The organism is Halomonas sp. NyZ770 (genome assembly GCF_020616575.1).
Taxonomy (GTDB): Bacteria; Pseudomonadota; Gammaproteobacteria; order Pseudomonadales; family Halomonadaceae; genus Vreelandella; species Vreelandella hamiltonii.
Map to the genome: position 1 here is coordinate 1,673,557 of NZ_CP085143.1, position 23,359 is coordinate 1,696,915.

20 protein-coding genes and 1 pseudogene are annotated in these 23,359 nt (G+C 60.3%); 16 read left to right on the top strand and 5 right to left on the bottom strand.

Annotated elements, in window-relative coordinates; genetic code table 11:
- Nucleotides 1-21: 21 nt before the first annotated feature.
- Both LG409_RS07645 and LG409_RS07650 read right to left on the bottom strand, forming a co-directional pair.
- Complete coding sequence (locus LG409_RS07645; RefSeq protein WP_227407955.1) at nt 22-1,191, bottom strand: isovaleryl-CoA dehydrogenase; 1,170 nt, start codon at nt 1,189-1,191, stop codon at nt 22-24.
- Nucleotides 1,192-1,261: 70 nt separating this feature from the next.
- Complete coding sequence (locus tag LG409_RS07650; protein ID WP_039177116.1) at nt 1,262-1,666, bottom strand: MerR family transcriptional regulator; 405 nt, start codon at nt 1,664-1,666, stop codon at nt 1,262-1,264.
- A 311-nt stretch (nt 1,667-1,977) separates the two neighbouring features.
- On the opposite strand from LG409_RS07650, the gene LG409_RS07655 reads away from it, so the two are divergent.
- The 9 genes from LG409_RS07655 to LG409_RS07695 all read left to right on the top strand — a co-directional run bounded on the left by LG409_RS07655 (nt 1,978) and on the right by LG409_RS07695 (nt 11,196).
- On the top strand, nt 1,978-2,766 hold the full coding sequence (locus LG409_RS07655; RefSeq protein WP_227407956.1) for an ABC transporter ATP-binding protein: 789 nt from the start codon (nt 1,978-1,980) through the stop codon (nt 2,764-2,766).
- Nucleotides 2,763-3,509 carry an ABC transporter ATP-binding protein gene (locus LG409_RS07660; RefSeq protein ID WP_039177107.1) on the top strand — a complete coding sequence of 249 codons (747 nt, stop codon included), beginning with the start codon at nt 2,763-2,765 and terminating at the stop codon, nt 3,507-3,509. The genes LG409_RS07655 and LG409_RS07660 overlap by 4 nt, the downstream gene beginning before the upstream one ends.
- A gap of 131 nt (nt 3,510-3,640) precedes the next feature.
- On the top strand, nt 3,641-4,864 hold the full coding sequence (locus tag LG409_RS07665) for an ABC transporter substrate-binding protein (RefSeq protein ID WP_227407957.1): 1,224 nt from the start codon (nt 3,641-3,643) through the stop codon (nt 4,862-4,864).
- A gap of 65 nt (nt 4,865-4,929) precedes the next feature.
- The gene (locus tag LG409_RS07670) at nt 4,930-5,817 is read left to right on the top strand and encodes a branched-chain amino acid ABC transporter permease (RefSeq protein WP_039177102.1); all 888 of its coding nucleotides are present in this window, start codon (nt 4,930-4,932) and stop codon (nt 5,815-5,817) included.
- A 2-nt stretch (nt 5,818-5,819) separates the two neighbouring features.
- On the top strand, nt 5,820-6,821 hold the full coding sequence (locus LG409_RS07675; protein WP_039177099.1) for a branched-chain amino acid ABC transporter permease: 1,002 nt from the start codon (nt 5,820-5,822) through the stop codon (nt 6,819-6,821).
- Between the two features lie 271 nt (nt 6,822-7,092).
- Entirely contained in the window at nt 7,093-8,247 is a 1,155-nt protein-coding gene (locus LG409_RS07680; RefSeq protein WP_039177097.1) for an acyl-CoA dehydrogenase family protein, read from the top strand.
- 31 nt (nt 8,248-8,278) lie between these two features.
- Nucleotides 8,279-9,394, top strand: a complete 1,116-nt coding sequence (locus LG409_RS07685) for an enoyl-CoA hydratase/isomerase family protein (protein WP_227407958.1) — start codon at nt 8,279-8,281, stop codon at nt 9,392-9,394.
- A 66-nt stretch (nt 9,395-9,460) separates the two neighbouring features.
- Nucleotides 9,461-10,366, top strand: a complete 906-nt coding sequence (gene mmsB, locus LG409_RS07690) for a 3-hydroxyisobutyrate dehydrogenase (protein WP_227407959.1) — start codon at nt 9,461-9,463, stop codon at nt 10,364-10,366.
- Nucleotides 10,367-10,569: 203 nt separating this feature from the next.
- Nucleotides 10,570-11,196, top strand: coding sequence for a glutathione S-transferase family protein (locus LG409_RS07695; protein ID WP_319799342.1), 627 nt, complete (start codon nt 10,570-10,572; stop codon nt 11,194-11,196).
- Here LG409_RS07695 and LG409_RS07700 read toward each other — a convergent pair.
- Both LG409_RS07700 and LG409_RS07705 read right to left on the bottom strand, forming a co-directional pair.
- Nucleotides 11,124-12,286, bottom strand: a protein-coding gene (locus tag LG409_RS07700; RefSeq protein WP_227407392.1) for an IS3 family transposase whose coding sequence is annotated in 2 segments (ribosomal slippage) — nt 11,124-12,031 and nt 12,031-12,286 — 1,164 coding nt in all. Because the reading frame shifts where the segments join, the coding sequence is not laid out codon by codon here. The two genes, LG409_RS07695 and LG409_RS07700, sit on opposite strands and share 73 nt — an antisense overlap.
- A gap of 285 nt (nt 12,287-12,571) precedes the next feature.
- Nucleotides 12,572-13,492, bottom strand: a complete 921-nt coding sequence (locus LG409_RS07705; RefSeq protein WP_227407960.1) for a ketopantoate reductase family protein — start codon at nt 13,490-13,492, stop codon at nt 12,572-12,574.
- Nucleotides 13,493-13,743: 251 nt separating this feature from the next.
- Between LG409_RS07705 and LG409_RS07710 the strand changes: the two genes are divergently transcribed.
- The 7 genes and pseudogenes from LG409_RS07710 (at nt 13,744) to LG409_RS07745 (ending at nt 21,221) form a co-directional block, all read left to right on the top strand.
- Complete coding sequence (locus LG409_RS07710; protein WP_227407961.1) at nt 13,744-14,922, top strand: GGDEF domain-containing protein; 1,179 nt, start codon at nt 13,744-13,746, stop codon at nt 14,920-14,922.
- 161 nt (nt 14,923-15,083) lie between these two features.
- A complete protein-coding gene (locus tag LG409_RS07715; protein ID WP_227407962.1) occupies nt 15,084-16,388 on the top strand; it encodes a DUF945 family protein in 1,305 nt (434 codons plus the stop codon).
- A gap of 48 nt (nt 16,389-16,436) precedes the next feature.
- Complete coding sequence (locus tag LG409_RS07720; RefSeq protein WP_081137183.1) at nt 16,437-17,033, top strand: LemA family protein; 597 nt, start codon at nt 16,437-16,439, stop codon at nt 17,031-17,033.
- A gap of 42 nt (nt 17,034-17,075) precedes the next feature.
- Nucleotides 17,076-19,052, top strand: coding sequence for a M48 family metallopeptidase (locus tag LG409_RS07725; protein ID WP_227407963.1), 1,977 nt, complete (start codon nt 17,076-17,078; stop codon nt 19,050-19,052).
- Nucleotides 19,053-19,058: 6 nt separating this feature from the next.
- Entirely contained in the window at nt 19,059-19,463 is a 405-nt protein-coding gene (locus tag LG409_RS07730) for a DUF2784 domain-containing protein (protein ID WP_227407964.1), read from the top strand.
- A gap of 171 nt (nt 19,464-19,634) precedes the next feature.
- Nucleotides 19,635-20,895, top strand: a pseudogene (locus LG409_RS18715) (S8 family serine peptidase).
- An 86-nt stretch (nt 20,896-20,981) separates the two neighbouring features.
- On the top strand, nt 20,982-21,221 hold the full coding sequence (locus LG409_RS07745; protein WP_016913642.1) for a hypothetical protein: 240 nt from the start codon (nt 20,982-20,984) through the stop codon (nt 21,219-21,221).
- Between the two features lie 40 nt (nt 21,222-21,261).
- Here LG409_RS07745 and LG409_RS07750 read toward each other — a convergent pair whose 3' ends face one another.
- On the bottom strand, nt 21,262-23,235 hold the full coding sequence (locus LG409_RS07750; RefSeq protein WP_227407966.1) for a DNA topoisomerase III: 1,974 nt from the start codon (nt 23,233-23,235) through the stop codon (nt 21,262-21,264).
- Nucleotides 23,236-23,359: the final 124 nt, after the last annotated feature.

Here is a 23,359-nt window from a genome sequence, read left to right on the forward strand (position 1 = left end):
GCGCAAACCTTCCTGAGTCGATTAATGGCTTTCGGTGAAGAGTTCGCGACCAATCAGCATGCGGCGAATTTCGCTGGTACCGGCGCCAATTTCATAGAGCTTCGCATCGCGCAGCAGGCGGCCGGTGGGGTATTCGTTGATGTAGCCATTGCCGCCCAGCAGTTGAATGGCGTCCAGCGCGACCTGGGTGGCCTTTTCAGCACAATACAGGATCACCCCGGCGGCATCCTTGCGCGAGGTCTGGCCCCGGTCGCAGGCGCTGGCCACGGCATACAGGTAAGCGCGGCAAGCGTTCAGCGTGGTGTACATGTCGGCCACTTTGCCCTGTACCAGCTGGAACTCGCCGATGGATTGGTTGAACTGCTTGCGCTCGTGGATATAGGGAATGACCACGTCCATGGCGGCCTGCATGATGCCGATGGGGCCGGCGGCCAGCACGGTGCGCTCGTAATCCAGTCCGCTCATCAATACCCGCACGCCCTTGCCTACCTCGCCCAGCACGTTCTCGGCGGGCACACGACAATCCTGGAAGACCAGCTCGCAGGTGTTAGAGCCACGCATGCCCAGCTTGTCGAGCTTCTGGGCGGTGGAGAAGCCCGGCATGCCTTTTTCGATAATAAACGCGGTGATGCCCTTGGAACCGGCATCCGGGTCGGTTTTGGCGTACACCACCAGCACGTCGGCATCGGGGCCATTGGTGATCCACATCTTGTTGCCGTTGAGCACGTAGTGGTCGCCATCTTCCTTGGCGCGCAGCTGCATCGACACCACATCGGAACCGGCACCCGGCTCGGACATGGCCAGTGCCCCGACGTGCTCGCCGCTGATCAGCTTGGGCAGGTACTTGGCCTTCTGCTCGGCGTTGGCGTTGATCTTGAGCTGGTTGACGCAGAGGTTGGAGTGGGCGCCGTAGGAGAGGCCCACGGAGGCGCTGGCACGGGAGATCTCCTCCATGGCGATGCAGTGGGCCAGGTAGCCCATGCCGGTGCCGCCATCCTCTTCCGGTACGGTGATGCCGAGCAGGCCCATGTCGCCAAATTTCTTCCACAGGTCGTTGGGAAACTCGTTGTTGTGGTCGATCTCGGCGGCGCGTGGGGCGATTTCACTGGCGGCAAACGCATTGACCTGTTCGCGCAGCATGTTCAGCTCGTCGTCGAGGCCAAAATTCAGTTCTGTGTAGTGGGAAAACATGCTCAATCACCTTGTCATCGTTGCTTGTTGATTGTTAATGGACCGTGTCTGCTGGCGGTATTCGAGCGGCTTATTTGGAAGTGGCCGGGTGCTTCTCGTTCAACTCTTCCAGCGCCTGGCGGCAGCGGATTTCGGCACTCTCCAGCTCCAGTTGCACCATGGTGATGTCTTTCATCTGCTGCTCCAGCGCGGCCTTGCGTTCGCCGATCTTGCTGAGCATCAGGTGCAACTGCTTTTCACTGCCGCTGCGCGTTTCGTCCCACAGCTCGAACAGTTCGCGAATCTCGGCCAGTGAAAAGCCCAGCCGTTTGCCGCGTAGGGTCAGCTTAAGGCGTACGCGGTCCTTGCTGCTGTAAATGCGTGTTTGCCCACGGCGAGAAGGGTGCAGCAGCTCCTGGTCTTCATAAAAACGGATGCTGCGAGTGGTGACATCGAACTCGCTGGCCAACTCGCTGATCGTGTAGGTTTTGCTCATGGTCGTTATTCTCGTCGATAGGGGGATGTCCCTATGGAACACTGACCATGAGGCTAAAACAAGTTTACGTTAACGTAAAGTAGGGAGTGGCTATCGTTGGCAAGCGTTTAAAATTTGCAAGCTGTTGAAATTTAGCGATTTCAGCGTTTTAAAGCGCTGCGCTATCGTGGTGCGTAGACCAAAGTTGTAATTGTAATACCCGGTGCTGGGTTGCTAGTTTGCACCTACAGCTTACGTTCAGGTAAGGATGCGTTGTCGGTTACTCCGTCGCGCTTCCCACCCTACAAGAACAACAAGAGGCGTCCTACCTCATGCGTGCAGATGAAGTGACCCAGAGGCCAGTGCTCGAAACGCGAGGGCTGACCAAAGAGTTTCGCGGCTTTACGGCCGTGGATAACGTCAACCTACAGGTGCAGGAAGGGCATATCCACGCCCTGATCGGCCCCAATGGTGCCGGCAAAACCACGGTGTTCAACCTGCTCACCAAGTTCCTGCCTCCAACGCGCGGTGAAATTCTCTACCGTGGCCAGCCGATTACCAGCAAGAAATCCAATGAAATTGCCCAGCTGGGCCTGGTGCGTTCGTTTCAGATTTCGGCAGTGTTTGCGCACATGACGGCGCTGGAAAACGTGCGTGTTGCGCTGCAGCGCCAGTTGGGCACGTCGTTTCATTTCTGGAAGTCCGAAAAAACGCTGGATCACCTCAATGATCGTGCCCTGGCCTTGTTGGATGAAGTGGGGCTGCGTGAGTATGCCGATACATTGACGGTCGAAATGCCCTATGGCCGCAAGCGCGCCCTGGAGGTGGCGACCACTCTGGCGCTGAACCCCAGCATGATGCTGCTGGACGAGCCTACCCAGGGCATGGGTGCCGAAGACGTGGACCGCATCGTGGCGTTGATCAAGCGCGTTTCCCAGGGGCGTACCGTGCTGATGGTGGAGCATAACCTGAGCGTGGTCAGCCGCTTGTGTGACCGCATTACGGTATTGGCCCGAGGCGCGGTATTGGCGGAAGGCGACTACGACAGCGTTTCCCGCAACCCGCTGGTACGTGAAGCCTATATGGGCAGCGAAGCTGCCAGTGAGGAGGCCGCCGTATGAAGACTGCAGAAGCCCTCGAACATCCGGTCGCAGAGACTCAAAGCCTGGAAATGCTCCGTGTGCAGGACCTGCACGCCTTCTATGGCGAGTCGCATATCCTTCATGGGGTCAATTTCAACGTCAAGCGGGGCGAGCTGGTGACGCTGCTGGGTCGCAACGGTGCAGGGCGTAGTACCACGCTAAAGGCCATCATGAACATGGTGGGGCGCCGCACCGGCTCCATCGTCATCAATGGCAGCGAAACCCTGCGCATGAAGCCTCACCATATTCCTCGTCTGGGTATTGGCTATTGCCCTGAAGAGCGCGGTATCTTTGCCAGCCTGGACGTGCACGAAAACCTGCTGCTGCCGCCCACGGTGCGCTCCGGTGGAATGAGTCTGGATGAGATCTATGCCATGTTCCCCAATCTGTACGAGCGGCGCAAGAGTCAAGGAACTCGGCTCTCTGGCGGTGAACAGCAGATGCTGGCCATGGCGCGCATTCTGCGCACCGGTGCGCGGTTGCTGCTGCTCGACGAGATTACCGAAGGCTTGGCCCCGGTCATCGTGCAGAAGCTGGGCGAAGTGCTGGTGCAGCTGAAAGAGCGGGGCATGACCATCGTACTGGTCGAGCAGAACTTCCGTTTTGCCGCGCCGCTGGCCGACCGCCATTTCGTCATGGATCACGGCCAGATCGTCGAAGAGATCACGGCGGCGCAGCTGCCTTCGCGCCGCGAGCACTTGAACAGCATGCTGGGGGTATAGACACCGCACACAACGCATCCTTTGATTGCACTGCTCACGCTTCACTCAACCACAATCACAACCATTGAACGTCCGCATCACCACAGCGTCCGCATCACAACAACAAAGGCCCCAAGGGCCAGGAGACGAACATGATCTTTACCAAGAAAACGCTGGCCGCCAGCATTGCCGTGGCTGCCACTGCCAGCATGATGGCGTCTGCCGCCCAAGCCGAGATCAGCGACGGCGAAGTGCGCATTGGCTATCTGGCCGATATGTCGGGCACCTACCGAGATCTGGCGGGCCCGGGCGGTCAAACGGCCATGGAAATGGCCGTGGCCGACTTCGGCGGTAGCGTCAACGGTGCCCCCATCGTGATTTTCAGCGCCGACGACCGCAATAGTGCGGACGTTGGCGCCAACACCGTGCGCGAGTGGATCGACCAGCGCAACGTGGACATGGTGGGCGGTCTGGTGGCTTCGTCGGTGACCATTGCGGTCACCAAGGTGCTGGAAGAGAACAGCGGCCTGGGCATCGTGTCCGGGTCGGCAGCCTCCAGTATCACCAACGAGCACTGTACCCCCAACCATATTCATTGGGTCTACGACACTTATCCCCTGGCCAACGGTACCGCCAAGGCGGTCGTCGAGCAGGGCGGCGATACCTGGTTCATGCTGACCGCTGACTACGCTTTTGGTCATGCTCTGGAAGGCGACGTGACCCGAGTGGTGGCCGTCAATGGCGGTGAAGTGGTGGGCGGTGTCCGCCATCCGTTCCCCACCAGCGACTTCTCCTCCTACATTCTTCAGGCCCAGGGCTCCGGTGCCAAGATCGTGGGCCTGGCGAACGCCGGGGCAGACACCGTGAATGCCATCGCCACGGCAAGCCAGTTCGGCCTGACCCAAAGCGGCCAGCAACTGGCGGGCCTGCTGATCTTCTTGAACGACGTGCACGCGCTGGGCCTGGAGGCCACCCAAGGTCTGCTGCTGACCACCGGTTGGTACTGGGATATGGATGACGAGGCGCGCGCGTGGTCCGAGCGTTACTACGATCAAGTGGGTCGCATGCCGACCATGGTTCAGGCCGGTATCTACTCCAGCACCATGCATTACCTCAAGGCCGTAGAAGCCGCTGGTACCGATGACCCGGAGACCGTTCGTGCGCAAATGGCCGAGATGCCGGTAGAGGACTTCTTTGCCCGCAATGGCCGTATTCGTGAAGATGGCCGCATGGTTCACGACATGTATCTGGCTCAGGTGAAAACGCCGGAAGAGTCTACCGGTGAGTGGGACTTGTACAATATCCTCAGCACCATTCCCGCCGAAGAAGCCTACCGCCCGCTCTCTGAAAGCCAGTGCTCGCTGGTGAACAACTGATCGGCACATCACGCTGAACAGCACCAGGCGGGCAGCCCCCGCCTGGTGACAAGGAGAATCACACCATGACGATGATATTCGGCGTGCCACTGGCCGTCTTCATGGGCCAGCTAACGCTTGGGCTTGTGAATGGAGCCTTTTATGCGCTGCTTAGCTTGGGCCTGGCGGTTATCTTCGGGCTACTGAAGATCGTCAACTTTGCCCATGGGGCGCAGTACATGCTGGGCGCCTTCGCGGCGCTGCTGGGCTTTCGCTATCTGGGTATCAACTACTGGCTGGCCCTGGTGCTGGTGCCCGTAGTGGTGGGTGGTTTCGGCATGCTGATGGAGCGTTTTCTGCTGCGTCGCATTGCCCACCTGGACCACCTGTACGGATTGCTGCTGACGTTCGGGTTGGCGCTGATTTTTGAAGGCACTCTGGTGAACTTCTTCGGGGTTTCCGGAGCGCGTTACGCCACCCCGGAGATTCTGCAGGGTGGTCTCAACCTGGGTTTCATGTTCTTGCCCACCTATCGGGCCTGGGTGCTGGTGGCGGCATTGACCATGTGCTTGTTCACCTGGTTCATGATCGAGCGTACGCGGCTGGGCGCCTATCTGCGGGCCGGTACCGAAAACTCTCAATTGATGCAGGCGTTTGGCGTCAACGTTCCGTTGTTGATCACCTTGACCTACGGGTTCGGCGTGGGCCTGGCGGCCTTTGCCGGAGTGCTGGCGGCACCGCTTTACCCCGTTTCACCCACCATGGGTTCCAGCCTGCTGATCGTGGTGTTTGCGGTGGTGGTCATCGGCGGCATGGGCTCGATTCTGGGCGCTATCGTGACGGGATTGGGCATGGGAGTCATCGAAGGATTGACCAAGGTGTATTACCCCGAAGCCTCCAACACGGTCATTTTCCTGGTCATGATCCTGGTGCTCATGTTACGCCCCGCTGGGCTGTTCGGTAAGGAGGCTTAATCATGGCAACGTCGCATACTTCATCAGCCGTCGCGCTGCCATCCGCCGTGCAGGAGCGTCAGCGTCGGGCCAGGCTGCGTCGCAACATGTTCTACCTTGCACTCATCGTCGTCGGGCTGGTGGCGCCTTTCGTCGCTTACCCCGTGTTCTTGATGAAAATTCTCTGCTTTGCCCTGTTTGCCTGCGCTTTCAACCTGTTGCTGGGGTATGCCGGGCTGCTGTCTTTTGGCCATGCGGCCTTTCTGGCAACGGGCGGTTACGTGACCGGGTATCTGCTGGCCAGTTACCCGGGGCTGACTCCGGAGCTGGGCATACTGGCAGGCACGCTGACCGCTACCCTGTTGGGGGCAGGTTTCGGGCTGCTGGCCATTCGCCGCCAGGGGATCTACTTCGCCATGGTCACGTTGGCGCTGGCTCAGCTGGTGTTCTTCGTGTTCGTGCAGGCTCCCTTTACAGGGGGAGAGGATGGCCTGCATGGGGTGCCGCGAGGGCACCTGTTCGGGTTCATCAGCCTGCGCAACAACCTGAGCATGTACTACTTCGTGTTTGCCGTGTTCCTGCTGGGCTTTGCTCTGATTCAGCGCACCGTGCACTCCCCTTATGGGCAGGTGCTCAAAGCCATCCGTGAGAACGAGCCCCGTGCCATCTCGTTGGGCTACAACGTCGATGCCTACAAGCTGCTGGCGTTCGTCCTGTCGGCGGCGCTGGCCGGGCTGGCCGGGGCGACCAAGACCGTGGTGTTCCAGCTGGCGTCGCTTACCGATGCTCACTGGCACATGTCCGGCGAGGTGATTCTGATGACCCTGCTGGGCGGTGTGGGTACGCTGCTCGGGCCGGTAATGGGGGCGGGTCTGGTGGTCAGCCTGCAGCATATTCTGGCCCAATCGCCGCTGGGCAACTGGGTAAGCGTCATCCTGGGCATCATTTTCGTGGTGTGTGTGCTGAGCTTTCGCAGCGGTATCGTGGGCGAGCTGGCCAAGATATACCGCAAGAACTTCAAGTAGCGCCCGGGAAGGGCCGAGAAACTGCGTCTGTCTGTGGATTTGGGTGCCCTTGCGGCACCCTTTTTTATGGGTGAGACGGCAGCTGGCTTGAGGGGGATTGGCTTGGCTTGGGTAGGGTAGGGTGGCGTTTCTACGCCAAAGGTCGTGGGGGATTCGGTTGCGCAAATCCGCCTAAAAATATAAGTTAACGTAAACGTCAACGTGACCGATAACGATAATATTCGGCGAGGCTTCTGACTGAGTTCAGGGGCTCGCCGCAGTGGAGACCGCCATGAATTTTGAGCTGAGTGAAGACCAGGTTGCCTTTGCCGATATGGCGCGTGGGTTTGCCCAGAACGAGCTGGAGCCCCACGCCGCTAAATGGGATGCGGAGGCTTTTTTCCCGGTGGACGTGATTCGCAAGGCAGGCGAGCTGGGGTTCTGCTCCCTGTATGCCCCGGAGCGTGTGGGCGGGCTGGGGCTTTCGCGGCTGGATGCCAGCATCATTTTCGAGCAGCTCTCCATGGGCTGTACCTCCACTACGGCATACCTCACCATCCACAACATGGTGACCTGGATGCTGGCAGATTTCGGCACGCCAGAAGCCGTGGAGCAGTGGGGCGAGCGATTGGCGACCGGTGAGCTGCTGGGCTCCTACTGTCTGACCGAGCCCAACGCGGGCTCCGACGCCGCATCGCTCAAGACCACCGCCCGGCGCGACGGTGAGCACTACGTGCTGAATGGCAGCAAGATGTTCATTTCCGGGGCAGGCAGCACCGATTTCCTAGTGGTAATGGCCCGTACTGGCGGCGAAGGGGCGGGCGGTGTGTCTGCTTTTGCCGTGGATGCCCAGAGTGACGGGATCAGCTACGGCCGCAAGGAAGACAAGATGGGTTGGAATAGCCAGCCCACCCGGATGATTACCTTCGAAGACGTGCGTGTGCCTGCCAGCCACCTGTTGGGTAAGGAAGGCGACGGCTTCAAGATCGCCATGAAGGGGCTGGACGGTGGACGCATCAATATTGCCACCTGCTCGATCGGCACCGCCCAGCAAGCGCTCAACAAAGCCCGTGAATACCTGCTGGAGCGCAAGCAGTTCGGCAAGCGACTGGCCGATTTCCAGGCTCTGCAGTTCCGTTTGGCCGACATGGTGACCGAGCTGGTGGCTGCCCGCCAACTGGTGCGCATGGCCGCGGCCAAACTGGATGCGGGCCACCCGGATGCCACGGCCTACTGCGCCATGGCCAAGCGGTTTGCCACGGATGTAGGGTTCAAGGTGTGCGATGAAGCCTTGCAGCTTTACGGTGGCAATGGCTACATCAAGGAGTACCCCATGGAGCGCTACGTGCGTGATACCCGTGTACACCGCATTCTGGAAGGCACCAACGAGATCATGCGGCTGATCATATCCCGCCGTGTGCTGGCCGATGGCGCCGCCGAACTGTAGCCTTGGCACCCGAGCAGATAAGGAAGAGGCAATGAGTTGCGTACTGTTTGAAGAGCACACGACCCAGGACGGCCATGTGATCGGCGAGATCACGCTCAACGCCGAGCGTTCGCTGAATGCGCTGACCCTGGAGATGATCGACGCGCTGCTGCCCCGCTTGACCCAGTGGCAGGAGGATGAGCGTGTGGTGGCCATTCTGCTGGACAGCGCAGGCGAAAAAGCCTTCTGTGCAGGGGGCGACGTGGTCAATCTCTACAAGGCCATCACCGGCGATGGTGAGCCGGACTTTCCGGAGCGTTTCTTCGAGCGCGAATATCGGCTCGATTATCTGATGCACACCTTCGCCAAGCCGATCATCTGCTGGGGGCATGGCATCGTGATGGGCGGTGGCATGGGGCTGCTCAGTGCCAGCAGCCACCGTATCGTCACTGAAACGTCGCGGCTGGCCATGCCGGAAGTGACCATTGGCCTGTACCCCGATGTGGGAGCCAGCTGGTTTCTCAATCGCCTGCCCAATGGCACCGGGCGTTTTCTGGCCATGACCGGTGGTCAGATCAATGCCCCCGATGCGCTGCATCTGGGGCTGGCAGATCGAGCAGTTGCCAGCCACCACCGTGAGGCGTTGGCCCAGGCGCTGCTGGACGCCCGATGGGGAGAGGGGGAGAAAACCGACGCTCATGGCGTGGTCAACCGCGTGTTGCGTGAGTTGGAGCAGGCTTCCCAGGCGGCGTTTGCCGAGCTGGAAGCGCCTGTCTACAAGGCGTCTTCACTGATACGCGAGCTGATGGACCACGATACCGTCGAGCAGCAGGTGGCGGCGGTGCTGGGAGTCGACAGCGACGACCAGTGGTTCAGTAAAGCCCAGCGCACTCTGGCCCATGGCAGCCCGGTCTCTTTGCGGCTGATCGATGAGCAGCTCAAGCGCGCCCGGCACATGTCGCTGGCTGAAGTGTTCCAGTTCGAGCTGGCGCTTTCCGTGCAGTGCTGCCGCCATGAGGAGTTCCCCGAAGGCGTGCGTGCACTACTGGTCGACAAGGATGGCCAGCCGCGCTGGCGTTTCCCGGATGTGGCCTCGGTGCCGCCCAGCTTCATGGAGGAGTTGCTGACATCCCCCTGGGAGACCAGCCCTCTGGCGGATCTTCAATAACGCGCGCTGTCTCTTTCGAGAGCGCTATTCAATCGACTGCTGACCAATCTCAACAAGGATAACAACATGACCAGCGTAGCCTTCATCGGCCTGGGTAATATGGGCGGCCCCATGGCAGCCAATCTCGTGAAAGCCGGTTTTCAAGTGCGGGCCTTCGACCTGGCCGCCGAGGCCTTGGAAACCGCCCGTGCCCAAGGCTGTGAGACCGCCGCCACCGCCCAGGCCGCGGCGACCGATGCCGATTTCGTGATTTCCATGCTGCCGGCGGGCAAGCATGTGCGGGGGCTGTACATGGAGGGCGACGCGCCATTGTTCGACGTCATCAAGGCGGGCGCCCTGGTGATCGATTGCTCGACCATCGACGCCGACACCGCGCGTCGCGTCGCCGCTGCTGGCGCTGAAAAGGGTATCGGCTTCGTGGATGCGCCAGTCTCCGGTGGCGTGGGCGGTGCCCAGGCGGGCACGCTGACCTTCATCGTGGGCGGTTCGGATGCCCAGTTCACTCAGGCGCAGCCCGTGCTGCAGGCCATGGGCAAGAACATCTTCCACGCCGGAGATCACGGGGCAGGGCAGGTGGCCAAGGTATGCAACAACATGCTGCTCTCGATCCTCATGGCAGGCACCTGTGAAGCCATCAACATGGGCGTCAAGAATGGCCTGGACCCCGCCGTGCTGTCGGAAATCATGAAGCAGAGTTCCGGCGGCAACTGGGCGCTCAACGTCTACAACCCCTATCCGGGAGTCATGGAAAACGCTCCCGCCTCCAAAGGTTATCAGGGCGGCTTCCAGGTGGATCTGATGATCAAGGACCTGGGTCTGGCCATGGATGTCAGCCAGCAAAGCGCCGCTGCCATTCCCATGGGCTCCGCCGCCCGAGCGCTGTTCACCTTGCACAAGGCGGGTGGCAACGGCAAACTCGATTTCTCCAGCCTGCTCAAGCTGTATCAGGATAAGGATAAGGGTGAGGAGTGAGGAGTGAGGGGTGAATAGTGAGGAGTTGGAGTGTGGAGTGAGTGGGGCATATGTGGGATTGTGGGGTGGGAGGCAGCTTTAGCTCGCGACCTGTTGTCTAATAAGCCCCTTGACTAAGCCCTTGCCCCGTAAGTGTGCCATTCACCACTCACACCCACCCAAGGCACACTCAACAACCGATTGAGCCAAACACAAGGACTGCCATGATTACACTTTGGGGCCGCAACAACTCCACCAACGTCAAGAAAGTGCTCTGGGCACTGGAAGAGCTGCAACTGCCGTACGAGCAGATCATGGCAGGCCTGCAATACGGGGTAAACGACACGCCGGAATACCTCGCCATGAACCCCAGTGGCCTGGTACCCCTGCTCAAGGATGACGCCACTCAAAGCCTGCTGTGGGAGTCCAACACCATTCTTCGCTACCTGGCGGCGCAGTACGGCCCCAACCCTTTATGGATCGAGGCACCCGCCCAGCGGGCACGCATGGAAAAGTGGATGGACTGGTCGACCAGCCTGCTCACGCCTGCCCATAGAACCATTCTGATGGGCTATGTACGCACTCCACCCGAGCAGCGCGACAGTCAGGTACTCGATCCCGCCATCGCCACTTGTGAAAAACTCTTCGTTCAACTGGACACCACGTTGAGCCAGCAGCTCTGGTTCTCCGGCGAAGACTTCGGCCTGGCCGATATCGCCATCGCCCCGTTCACCTATAACCTCTTCAACAGCGGTCTCACCTGGTCATCCTGTAGTGGTCAACTAATTCCGGACAGTAATTTAAGGTTTTCCTCAGCCACCACGGGAGGCAGGCCATCGTTAAACGAGTGAGGGCGCTGCTGGTTGTAGTAACCCATCAGATAGCTACTAACGTCTTTCCTGGCCTCAGGTAGATTTCGATATCCCCATGCCGGTATCCACTCTGATTTCAGGCTCCGGAACAGCCTTTCCATCGGCGAGTTGTCCCAGCAGTTGCCACGTCGGCTCATGCTTTGTTTCATTCGATAGCGCCAAAGTCTTTGGCGGAACTTGCGGCTTGCATACTGACTACCCTGATCGGAATGGAACATGACGCGCTTGGGCTGGCCACGTTGTTCCCAAGCGTGATCCAGTGCTTTCACAACAAGATCTGCATCCGGGCTGGACGACATGGCCCAGCCAACAACACGACGAGCATAAAGATCCAACACAACGGCCAGATAGCTCCAATGCTGGCCACTCCAGATATAAGTGATGTCACCACACCAGATCTGATTGGGCTGGTCTGGTGTAAATTTGCGACCAAGATGATTCGCAATATCCGGTCGCTCAACAGTCGCCTGCTTGTAGGCAGGAGGGCCTGGCTGCTTGCAGATCAACCCCATTTCGCTCATCAAACGCCGAACCTTGAAACGGCCGATGGTGACGCCTTCTTCGCTGAGCAGCCCCTTGACTGAGCGGCTGCCCGCTGAGCAGCGACTCTTCTTGAAAAGGCGGCTTACCTGAGCTTTTAAGGCCAGACGCTCAACATCCACACGGTGCCGCCGCTGGCGGTACTCGTAGTAACTGGAGCGGCTAATATCAAACGCGTTACAGACCATTTCAACAGGCATTTGCTCACTCAACTGGTCTATCAGCGCGTACGATTCATGTCGTCCGACATCAAGAGAGCGGTAGCCTTTTTTAGTATCTCTTTCTCCATCTCAAGCCGTTTGCAACGGGCTTCCAGTTCCTGAATCCGGCGCTGCTCGGGGGTTAAGGCTTTGCCCTTTGGGGTGATGCCTTCACGTTCATCTTTCAGCTGTTGTACCCAGCGTCGTAGAGCTGTCTCACCCACACCGAGCGACCGGCATGCTTCGAGAGTGGTGTAGCCTTGGTCCAACACCAGGCAAGCTGCTTCCTGCTTGAATTCAGGAGAAAAAGTACGTCGTTTGTTGGTCATCAGACACCTCGCTTCTGGTGGCAATATTACCACCTACGTTGGTGTCCGGTTTTATTGAACCACTACATCCTACCCCCATCTAAAGCGCTGGACAGAGCAGCTCGCTGAACGCCCCGCGTACCGTAAGGTCGTGATGATTCCTGTAACGTGAAGGAAAGGGGGCGCAACTGCCGGGGCGGCTGTCGTCATGCTCAATCAATCTGTTGGCCGTTAGTACAGCACTCACTTTGGGTGCGTTTGTGGGAGGGCGCTTTAGCGCGCGACGATCAAACCACCCAAACCCAATTAAAACTCCGCCTCCAGCAACGCCAGCTCCTGATCCAACCCCTTCAACACCTCACATCCCAGCCCATGCCGTTCCGCGCTCTGAATCAACGGCCCCAAAATAGCGCTGCGCTCGGTAAGCCGCTTCGCCTCCACATCCTGCAACATCGAAGCCTTGTTATTTGCGGTGTTTTCTACCACCTGCCACACCAGCGCCAGCCAAGCGGCTTTCCCTTCACCACCGTTTGGCGGTGCAATACCTTCTTTTTCTAGAATCGTCGCCACTTCCTCTACCACAGCTATCACACGGCCTGAGTAGGTATCGTCGCGCAGCGCTCCATTACGCACACCATGCAGGGCTACCAACGGGTTGATTGCCGCGTTCACCGCTAATTTCTGCCATAGGCGGCTGCGAATATCACCTACCGCCGTGGCGGTAAATGCGGCGTTACTCAGCAGTGCTGCCAGGGTGGTCGCTAATGCTGTGTGCTGATTGTCCAAATCCCCCACAAACGTAGGCCCGCGACCAGCGTGGACGACACGATCATCGCCGGTTACATAAGCGCCTTGCGTGGTCGTCGCACACAGCACCGGGCCGTGCCACGTTTGGCTGATGCGCGGCTGGGCATAAAAACCGTTTTGCCATAGCACCAGGGGAGTCGAGGGGGGCAGTACGCAGGCGACACTCGCCAGCGCCGCCTCGGCAACCATCGCTTTGGTAGTGATGTGCACGAAAGCTGGCGGTGCCGCCGCACCAGCCGCCAATCGTTCAGCGGTGAACGAAGGTAAGTGTTGCGCACGTGTTTCGCCTTCCGGCGTGGTCAGTATTTGCTGCCCAGGCAGTGGGCGACGGCCAATGACGGCCACCTCAGCAAGCGGTGCCAGTGAATGTGCCAACAAGCGGCCAATGGCCCCGGGGCCAAGAATCCAGTGGGTGTTCATGGTACAAGCCGTTATCGAGGGTGTGCGTCAAGCTTATCGTGTTGAGAGTCAGGTAGCTCGCATGGTGGATGGACGAACGCTGGAAACGTGGAAACCTCGTCTAATCTTATGCGCGGCAAGCAGTGTATCGTAAGCCCAAACCGCAGGCGCAGTAGGGGAGCCTGCATCGTGATTTCGTGAGCCATTTTGGCCGATACATGCACGTATCGGCCCACAATAATATGGCAGCGATACTGAAGGGAGTGGCGGAGTTGGCATTAAAACAACAATATCGCGTACATGAATGGACGGGACAATTCTGCGACGCCATGCTGGAGCAGGATTATCGTCGCACCATGATGGAGGGGGCACGGCATACGTTTAGCCTCGCTGTCAGTGTGGCGGCGCTGGTATTCGCCATGTTCGCTATTTCTGATTACTTTTTGTTGGGACCCGGTGAGCGGTTCCAAAGAATAATGGCCATGCGTGCGGTGGTGGTCGGGAGCTGTTTGTGGGTGGCATTTTTTGTGAGGCATTGGGGTGGGAATGTCTACCGCCACTGGCTGCATGCGCTGCCATTATGGGTGCTGGCCACTGGCGTCATCCTGATCGTTCCACTGCGCCCTGAAAGCCTGCCTACTCAAATCACGGCGGTGGTGGTCGCTACCATGGCGTTTTTTCTGTTGATCCCTAATCTGCTCACCGTGGCGCTGCCCGCTAGCCTGTTCTTGAATATTGGATTTCTTTTGGCGGCACTGCAATTTACGGGTATCGATGCCATTGTTGCATTGCGTATTGCGCTGCTATTGATCATGGGCGTCGTGGTGGGGTTCTGCGCCCTGTTGCGCCTGGAGAGCCTACAGCGCAAGCAGTATGCCCTGCTTTGTGAAGAGCGTGGTCAGAACCAGCTACTGCATCAGGAAATAGCTCGCCGAAAAGCATTGGAAGAACAGTTGCGCCACGTGGCCGAGCACGATGCGCTGACGCGGCTCAATAATCGTGCGCACTTCATGATGCTGGCCAACAAATCGTTGCAGCGCTGTGGCGTCGAGAAAGCGCCTTTTAGCTTGTTCATGATCGATGTGGACCATTTCAAGCGCATCAACGATACCTGGGGACATCTCTATGGTGACTGGGTGCTGACGCGTATTGCCGAGGTATGTGAGCAGTCGCTGCGGCCGGGTGATGTCATCGGCCGCTTTGGTGGGGAAGAGTTCATCGTCGCCTTGCCCAATACGACTGCCAGCGATGCGCAGCAGGTAGCCGAACGATTGAAGCAGCGGGTAGCGGAACTGGCCAGTACGGGCGACATGGCATCGCTGCGCCCGAGCGTGACTATTGGTGTAGCCACTGCCCAGGATGGCCATAGTGAACTTGACGACCTGATCCAGCGCGCCGATGAACTGTTATATGTGGGCAAGCGAGCAGGGCGTGATCGGGTAGTTTGCTAAATGCCAATCTCTGCCTTTTACAGACAATCAAGCCTGCCTGTTCCATTTTGGTTTGCTGTTGCATCGTTTGGGGCAGGCGTTTCTTTTTGAAACGAATCTGGCATCATTGATAATTATTCTTATGTTGATGTTGGCAACATATTCTATCGAGAGGGCTAGGCATGGCGTTGAGTACAAAGGGATGGGTCGCGACGGCAGCAGGCGTGGTGGTTAGCGCTGGTGGGTATGTCGCAGCTCAGGCGATGGTGGGCAATCAGGTGGAGCAGGCGCTGGTCGATAGCTTCGCCGAGCTGGATCGGTCGGTCTCCTACGAGGTGCATGATGTGCAGATCGACAAGGGCCTCTTCGATACCCGAGCCACGGCCACGATCGCCATGCGCGGGTTCGAAGACGCCACGGCGGATGTCAATCTGTTCGTCAAGCACGGGGCGCTGAGCGCCGATATTACCGGTGAACTCGTGCCCAATCAGGCGCTGGTGCAGGGCATCATCGATATCGACCTCAAGGCAACACGTTCCGCCATCGAAGGGCAACTGAGCGCCGCCGAGCTGGATGGCGTGGCGCTCGACGTGCTGATCGACCAACTGGTGGTGGGGCTCGATCGCGGTGCCGACGGGCATTGGCACCTGGATACCCGGGCTCAGGAGATCACCTACCATGGCGACAATGAAACCGTGCGCATGGCAACGCCACGGCTGATCCTGAACACTCGTCATCACGAAGGCGAACCCGTGCTGTTGCAGAGTCTCGACATACCGCGCACGGAAATATTCGTGGAAGGCGTGCGGGTCTACCTGGAGGGTATGGAGTCGGAGAGCGAGTCACGGGGGGAGACCATCGTCCACCAAAGCGGCCATTTCCGGATTGCCGAGATGGGCGTGGATGATACGTCCTTTGGTAGCCTGGCCTTCGAGGTGAGTGCCGACAACTGGGACCTGGAGGCGCTGCAAGCCTTTCAGGAAGCCTATGCGCCGCTCATGGCCATGCACCTGGATGCCGAAGAGCGCGGTGTGCCGGTGGATGCCGAGCAAGAGCGTGTGCTGATGGCCGAGGCTCTGGAAAGCAGCTACGCCATGCTGGTTGCCAGCCCCACCATGGCCATCGACCCCCTGCAGGCCCATATCGTACTGCCCGACCTGGGAATCGACTTCAAGCCTCGTCTCACTACGCACATGGCCTTCGACGGTCAGGACCTTGCCAAAGGAGCGCTCTACGGTGCCTTCTGGCCGGTTGGGCAGCCGTTACCCGAGGGCCTGATGAGTGAAGAGCAGATGATGAGCCCCTTCGAGGCTCAGGAGTATCTCAGCCGTCGCCTGAGCCTGGCGTTGACCGTAACCACACCTCCCGATCTGGTATTGGGCTTTATTCCGATGCCATTTGCCGCCATGCTGGATAGCGAGGCGGAAGAGCAGGAAGTGCTTTGGCAAGAAGGAAGCCTGATGATCAATGGTCAGCCGATCATGTAATGGGGCACACCCGCTCTCCATGAATCTGGGTCTACGGAAGGAAATATCATGATGCTCACTATGGTTATCGTGCTGGTGGTGGTGGCTCTGATCGCCGTCTATATGGTGTCGGTGTACAACCGACTGGTGTCGCTGCGCAACCGCTTTCAAAACAGCTTTGCGCAAATCGAGGTGCAGCTGAAGCGGCGTCACGACTTGATTCCCAACCTGGTGGAAACCGCCAAGGGCTACCTCAATCATGAGCGGGAAACGCTGCAGGCGGTGATCGAAGCGCGTAACACCGCCGCCGCCGGCCTGAAAGCCGCCGCGGCCAACCCTGGCAGCGCCCAGGCCATGGCGCAATTGGGTGGTGCAGAGGGCGCGCTGACTCAGGCCATGGGGCGGCTGAACGTGGTCATGGAAGCCTACCCGGACCTGAAAGCTTCGCAGAACATGCAGCAGCTGTCGGAAGAGCTGACCAGCACCGAAAACAAGGTAGCGTTTGCCCGTCAGGCGTTCAACGACGCAGTGATGCACTACAACACCTATCGCCAGAGTTTCCCACCGATTGCCGTGGCGGGCATGCTGGGACATGGGCAGGATGCCACGCTGCTGACCTTCGAAGACAGCGCCCAACTGCAAACGGCGCCGAGCGTCTCGTTCTAGACGTGATGCCCAGGCCCGGGTGACCACAGGGAGGCCAATGCCATGGATTTCTTTACCGCACAAGACAACGCCAGGCGCAGCACGGGCCGCTGGGTGGTGCTGTTGCTCCTCGCCATCGTCTCGTTGATCGGCGTGACCACGCTGGTGGTGGCCATTGCGCTGTACATGATGGGCGCCAGCGGCAGTCAGGCTCAGCCGGTCGAGCAGGGGGTGTTGACCATGCTCTCCTGGGAGCTGCTGGCGGCGGTGGCCGTCGGCGTGCTGGCGCTGGTGGGGTTCGGGGGGCTGTACAAGCAGCGCCAGCTGCGTCGAGGTGGCCGTGTGGTGGCGGAAGCGCTGGGTGGCCGTCTGATCAACCTCGACACGCGCGATCACGACGAGCGGCGGATCCTGAATGTAGTCGAGGAGATGGCCATTGCCTCCGGAACGCCGGTGCCTGCGGTATACGTGCTGGAAGAGGAGGGGATCAATGCCTTTGCGGCCGGTTATCAGCCTGCCGATGCAGTGGTGGGCATTACCCGAGGCGCCATTCGGCAGCTCACCCGCGATGAGCTGCAGGGGGTGGTCGCCCATGAGTTCAGTCATATTCTGCACGGCGACATGCGCCTGAACATCCGGCTGGTGAGCCTGCTGCATGGCGTGCTGCTGATTGGTCTGGCAGGCGGCATGATGTTGCGCAGCTTGCGCTTTCGAAGAGTCAGCAACAACAAGCGCGACAACTCGGCGGCGGTAGTGCTGGGCCTTGGGCTGGCGCTCACCTTGATCGGCTACGCGGGCACTTTCTTTGGCGGGCTGATCAAATCGGCGGTGAGCCGTCAACGGGAGTATCTGGCCGACGCGGCAGCCGTGCAGTACACCCGCAACCCACAGGGGATAGGCGGTGCGCTGGTGAAAGTGGGTGCCCATGCCAAGGGCTCGCACCTCTCGGCACCTCAGGCGGCCGAATTCAGCCACCTGTTTTTCAGTCAAGGAGTGTCGTCGGGGCTAAGCCAGCTCATGGCGACGCATCCGCCGCTCAAGTCGCGCATTCAGCGCGTTCTGCCCGACTGGCACGGTCGTTTCGAAGCCTTGCAGCCAGCGCCTTCGCAGCAAGAGCCCGACACCCCTGGTGCCGAGGCAGACCAACGCTCCCATGGCCGCCGGATGGGAGGTGTGTCCACGTCTCCCGAGGCGCTGTTCAGTATGGCGGCCATGCAGGTGGCGCTGGGGGCCATGGGGCAGCCCGATCCACGCCATTTGCAAAAGGCCCGCGACGTGATCGATGCCTTGCCCGCCACCCTGGTAGAGGCCGCCCATGAACCCTACAGTGCCAGGGCGCTGATCTACGCCATGCTGCTGAGCAACGATGATGCCGAACGCACACAGCAGTTGGCGGCGCTGGAGGCCGTGGCGCTGCCGGATGTGTTCGCAGCATTGCATACCCTCAAGGAGCAGGTGGCCCGGCTCGACGTACAGCTGCGCCTGCCGCTGATCGAACTTGCCCTGCCTGCGCTCACCTCGCTTTCCACACAGCAGGCCCAGCACTTCAGGCTCTGTATGGAGCGTTTGATCCATAGCGACGGCAAGGTCAGCCTGTTCGAGTGGACGCTCTACCAGCTGCTGCTGAGCCATCTGAGCGAGCGTCACGGCGGTGCCGAAACCCTGACGTTGGAACAGACCCAGGCCGAATGTCAGCGGTTGTTGGGCGTGTTGGCTGAGGCGGGAGTGGCGCCAGGGCAGGCGGGTGACGAGGCCGTGGCTGCCGCGCTGCGGGCTGCCCAGGCCTCGCTGCCCTTCACGTTGTCTTCCCTGCAAGACGCCGATGACATGCAGGCGCTCAGCCTGGCCGTAGAGCGCTTGCGCCGCTTGAAACCGCTCCATAAAGCCCGCTTGCTGAACGCCATGACCCGCTGTGTAGAGCACAGTGGCGTGATTCGCGCTGCCGAGGCAGAGCTGTTCCGCGCGGTGGCCGATATGCTCGGCTGCCCAGTGCCGCCGCTGTTGGAAGAGCACGACAGCGATACTCACTCCATGGGGTGAACGCCCATGCCTTCATCGCTCCTACTGTTACTGGCCGATGCCGTGTTGCTGTTGCATGTGCTGTTCGTAGCCTTCGTGGTGCTGGGGCTACTGGCTATCTATTTGGGCGGCCTGCTGGGCTGGCACTGGGTGCGCCACCGCCGGTTTCGGCTTGTTCATCTAGGCGCCATTGGTTATGTGGTCGTGCAAGCGTGGCTAGGAGCCGTCTGCCCGCTCACCACCCTGGAAATGGCGCTGCGTGCCGAAGCCGGTTCAGCCACTTACGCTGGTTCCTTCATTCAACATTGGCTCCAGCGGCTGCTCTACTACACGGCACCGGAGTGGGTGTTCGTGGCGGTATATACCCTGTTCGGTAGCCTGGTGCTGGCCAGCTGGTGGGTGGTGCGACCCGTTGCCCGCCAGCGGGACTGAGGTTTGCAGGGGCCTGCCGTAGCCCGTAATGCGTTGCAATCGTGCTGGCAGGGAACGCGAGGTGCGTTAGGCTGAGGGGTACGTACGCCGTTTCGCCAAAGGGCCTGCCAGGGCAGGCATATGCTGGAGAAAGGGCGATCATGCAGAGTGCCAAGCGTAAAGAGGTGCAGGATGACCAAACGACCAAATGGACAGGGTGACGCTTCGATAGCGACCGTTTCGTGCAAGACCGAGCAGCTGCTGCTGGCAGCGTTGGAGCGGGGTGGCAGCTGCCTGGAAACAGGGCGTTACTTGATCAGCTATCGAGACGGCCAGGTGGAAGAGGGCATCAAGGCACTGCAAGCCCTTAACTTCCGTATTGCCGACGCGCGCGATTTCAGCGAGCAAGCGGTCAGCCTGGACGAAACCGGTGACGCAGAGGCGCTGGTATTTCCAGCGCTGGGCGTGGCCCTGGTGGGCGGCGATGCCTTGCAACACCACGGCATGGACGTACTGGACAAACTCGCGTTGAATAGCCCCATCGAGATCATCGAGCCCGAATATTTTGCCTTTTCGGAAAACTCGGAGTACTTGCGCGGTTTTCTGCGTGCCGCGACCACCATTGCCCGTGACATGGGGGTGGAGCTGGAGATGGAAAACGCCGTCGAAAAGCCAGAACAAGAGGGCCGCACCACCACCTGGGGGTGGGGCAGGTATCAAGGTCGCCGTGCTGGATACCGGGATGGACCTGGGCCACCCGGAGTTTGCGGGCCGTGAATTTGTCGCGCGCAGCTTCGTCGGCGAGCCGGTGCAGGACCTCAATGGGCATGGTACACACTGTATTGGAACCGCCTGCGGCCCGAAGTCTCCCCGCGGTAATACCCCCCGTTACGGGGTTGCCTTCGATGCCCAGGTGCTGGTGGGGAAAGTGTTGACCAACTCGGGCAGCAGTACGGGCGCAGGCGTGTTGGCAGGTTTGAACTGGGCGATTGCCAATCGCTGTGAAGTGATCTCCATGTCACTGGGCAGCCAGAGCCCGGTACAGGCCGCCTACACCCATGCCGGTGCGGCAGCGCTACGCAACGACTGCCTGGTGATAGCAGCGGCGGGCAATTCAACCCTGCCAACCGGCGCCCCGGCGAACTCGCCCACGGTGATGTCGGTGGCTTCCCTGGACCCCAACCTGTCGGTGTCCAGCTTCTCCAATCATGGCAAGATCGAGCTGGCCGCTCCAGGGCGCGACGTGTTGTCTGCCTGGCCTCGGCCGACCTGTCACAAGGCCATCAGCGGTACCAGCATGGCGACTCCGCACGTGGCGGGCTGTGCGGCCCTTTGGGCCCAGTCGGATGCTTCATTGCGAGGCCGAAAACTGTGGGATCAGTTAATAGCCTCTGCTCGCCCTTTGCCGCTATCGCAAGAGCAGGTAGGCGCGGGGCTGGTACAAGCCCCTTAGGCTGCGTGGTGCGCTGGCGGTCTTCTCCGGCCGTCCAGCGCATGCCCATCAACACGTGTGGCATTGATTTTCGGGAGATACCTTCAATGGCAACGGTAACGCTCTGGCTGATCACGATCTCCAGCGATCAGCCCATCCATGACATCGCCACGCGTCTCAGCGCCGAAGGGTTCACCGTCCGCGAGGTGCTGGAGGAGATCGGCTGCATTACCGGCGCCGCCGATGACGCTACCGTCCAGCGGCTCAAACGCGTGCAAGGAGTGCTAGACATCGCCCCGGATACGCCGATGGATGTGGGGCCACCAGGTACGGATGAGACGTGGTGATCATGGCTTTTTGCGGGCTCATCAATCGAATGTGGCCGATTTAGTCAGTTCGCCTTGAGCGCACTCGCTTCCCCGCCGTGCTACTGCGGCTTCCCGTACTTTTCTTGCTGCCCGTCTTGCTGCCGGTACTCTTGCGCCGTGCGTAGCTCTTTTTGCTGGTTCCGCTGCGTTTGGCGGGGCCTGCGGCTTCGCCCTGAGCGGTTTGCAGGCTGTGGCGCAGTTTGCTGGCATCGCTTTGGCGCAGCAGGGTGTGCAAGTCTTCCAGCAGGGCGTGTTGGAAGGCGTTGGGGTCGTCCTGGCGTTCGGAGATCGCGCGCAGGCGCTGCTCCCAGAGAGCGGTGCGTTCGGGAGTGCTGACGGCGCTGGGCAGCGCGGCGATGAGGGCGACGCCAAGCTGTGTGGCGCGCAGGGCTTTTTGCTGGCGTACCAGGTAGCCGCGCTGCACCAGGGTTTCGATGATGCCGGCTCGGGTGGCTTCGGTGCCCAGGCCGTCGGTGTCGCGCAGGGTGCGGCGCACTTCCGGGTCGTCCACGTAGCGGCCAATGTTCATCATCGCCTTGATCAGGCTGGCGTCGGTGAAGGGTTCTGGCGGTCGGGTCTCTTTCTCTTCCACGCCTGCACCGAGAGCCTGGCAGGCTTCGCCCTGGGTCAGTGGCGGCAGCGGCGGGGCCTCTTCTCGGGTGGTGAACAGCGGCTTCCAGCCGGGGTCGAGAATGCTCTGGCCCCGCGTGCGGAAGGCTTCATCCAACAGGGTGAACTCGGCTTTGACTTCGAAAGTGCGCAGCGGGCGATAGAACTGTGCCATGACGTTGCGCACGATCAGTCGAAACACATGCCCTTCGGTGGCGGAAAGCTGGCTGAAATCGGCGGGTTTGCCGGTGGGGGCCAGGGCGTGGTGCGCGCCTACCTGTTTGTCGTTCCAGGCTTTTGAACGCAGGGTAAAGTCGGCTCCTTGGAGCCACCCGCGCAGGGTGTCGTCGTGTTGGCAGGCGCTGGCCAGGGTTTGTCGGGCCAGTGGCAAATGCTCCTCGGGCAGGTAGCGGCAGTCGGAGCGGGGGTAGGTAATCAGCTTGTGCTGCTCATACAACCGCTGGCAAATATCCAGCACCATCTGTGCAGAGAGGCCATGACGACGGGCGGCATCTACCTGCAGTGCAGAGAGCGAGTAGGGCAGCGGCGGGGCCTGGCGCTTCTCCTGCTGGTCTAATGTGGTGAGCGTGCCGCGGGCGCCGGGCAGTTGAACGGCCAGGGCATCGGCGGGGGTGCGGTCAATCAAGCGCCCTTGTTCATCCAGCGGCTGGTGCTCTTTGGGTGCCCACCAGGCGCGCAGCTGGCCCTGGGCCACCTGAAGGTCCACCCACAGCGGGTAAAAGGGGTGGGGCACAAAATCACGAATGGCGTTGTCGCGCCGCACGATGAGCCCGAGTACCGGGGTTTGCACACGGCCCACGGAAAGCACGCCGTCGTGGCCTGCCTGGCGGCCGGTAAGGGTCCAGGCACGGGTCAGGTTGATGCCGTACAGCCAGTCGGCGCGAGCGCGTGCCTGGGCCGCTTCGAACAGCGGCTGGAACTCGCTGTTCGGCCGCAGGCTGGCCAGGGCGCGGCTGACGGCGGGTCGGTTGAGGTCACTGACCAGCAGTCGCTGTACCGGGCCACGGTATTTCAGGTGCTCGATCACTTCCTGTACCAGCAGTTGGCCTTCGCGATCCGGGTCGCCCGCGTGCACCACGCTGGTGGCTTGCTTGATCAGTTTGCGAATCACCGCCAGCTGGCCACGTGCCTTGGGGCGCGGGACCAGCTGCCACTGCCGGGGCACGATGGGCAGCCTGTCCAACCGCCACTGTTTGTCGGCCGGGTCGTAGGCTTCCGGTGGGGCTTGCTCCAGCAGGTGGCCCAGGCACCAGGTCACGATGGTATCGCCGCATACAATCGCGCCATCCTGGCGTTGGCCGCCGGGCAGGGCATCGGCAATGGCCCGCGCCAGGCTGGGTTTCTCGGCGATAATCAAGCGCATGGGGTGTGATCCTGGAGGTAGTGAAGAACGAAAGGGCATGGTAGCAGAAGTGGCCAACGGGTTAGAGTTCTGATACATGAAAATGTATACAGGTGTCGTGGACATGCGGTAAAGCATCCGAAAA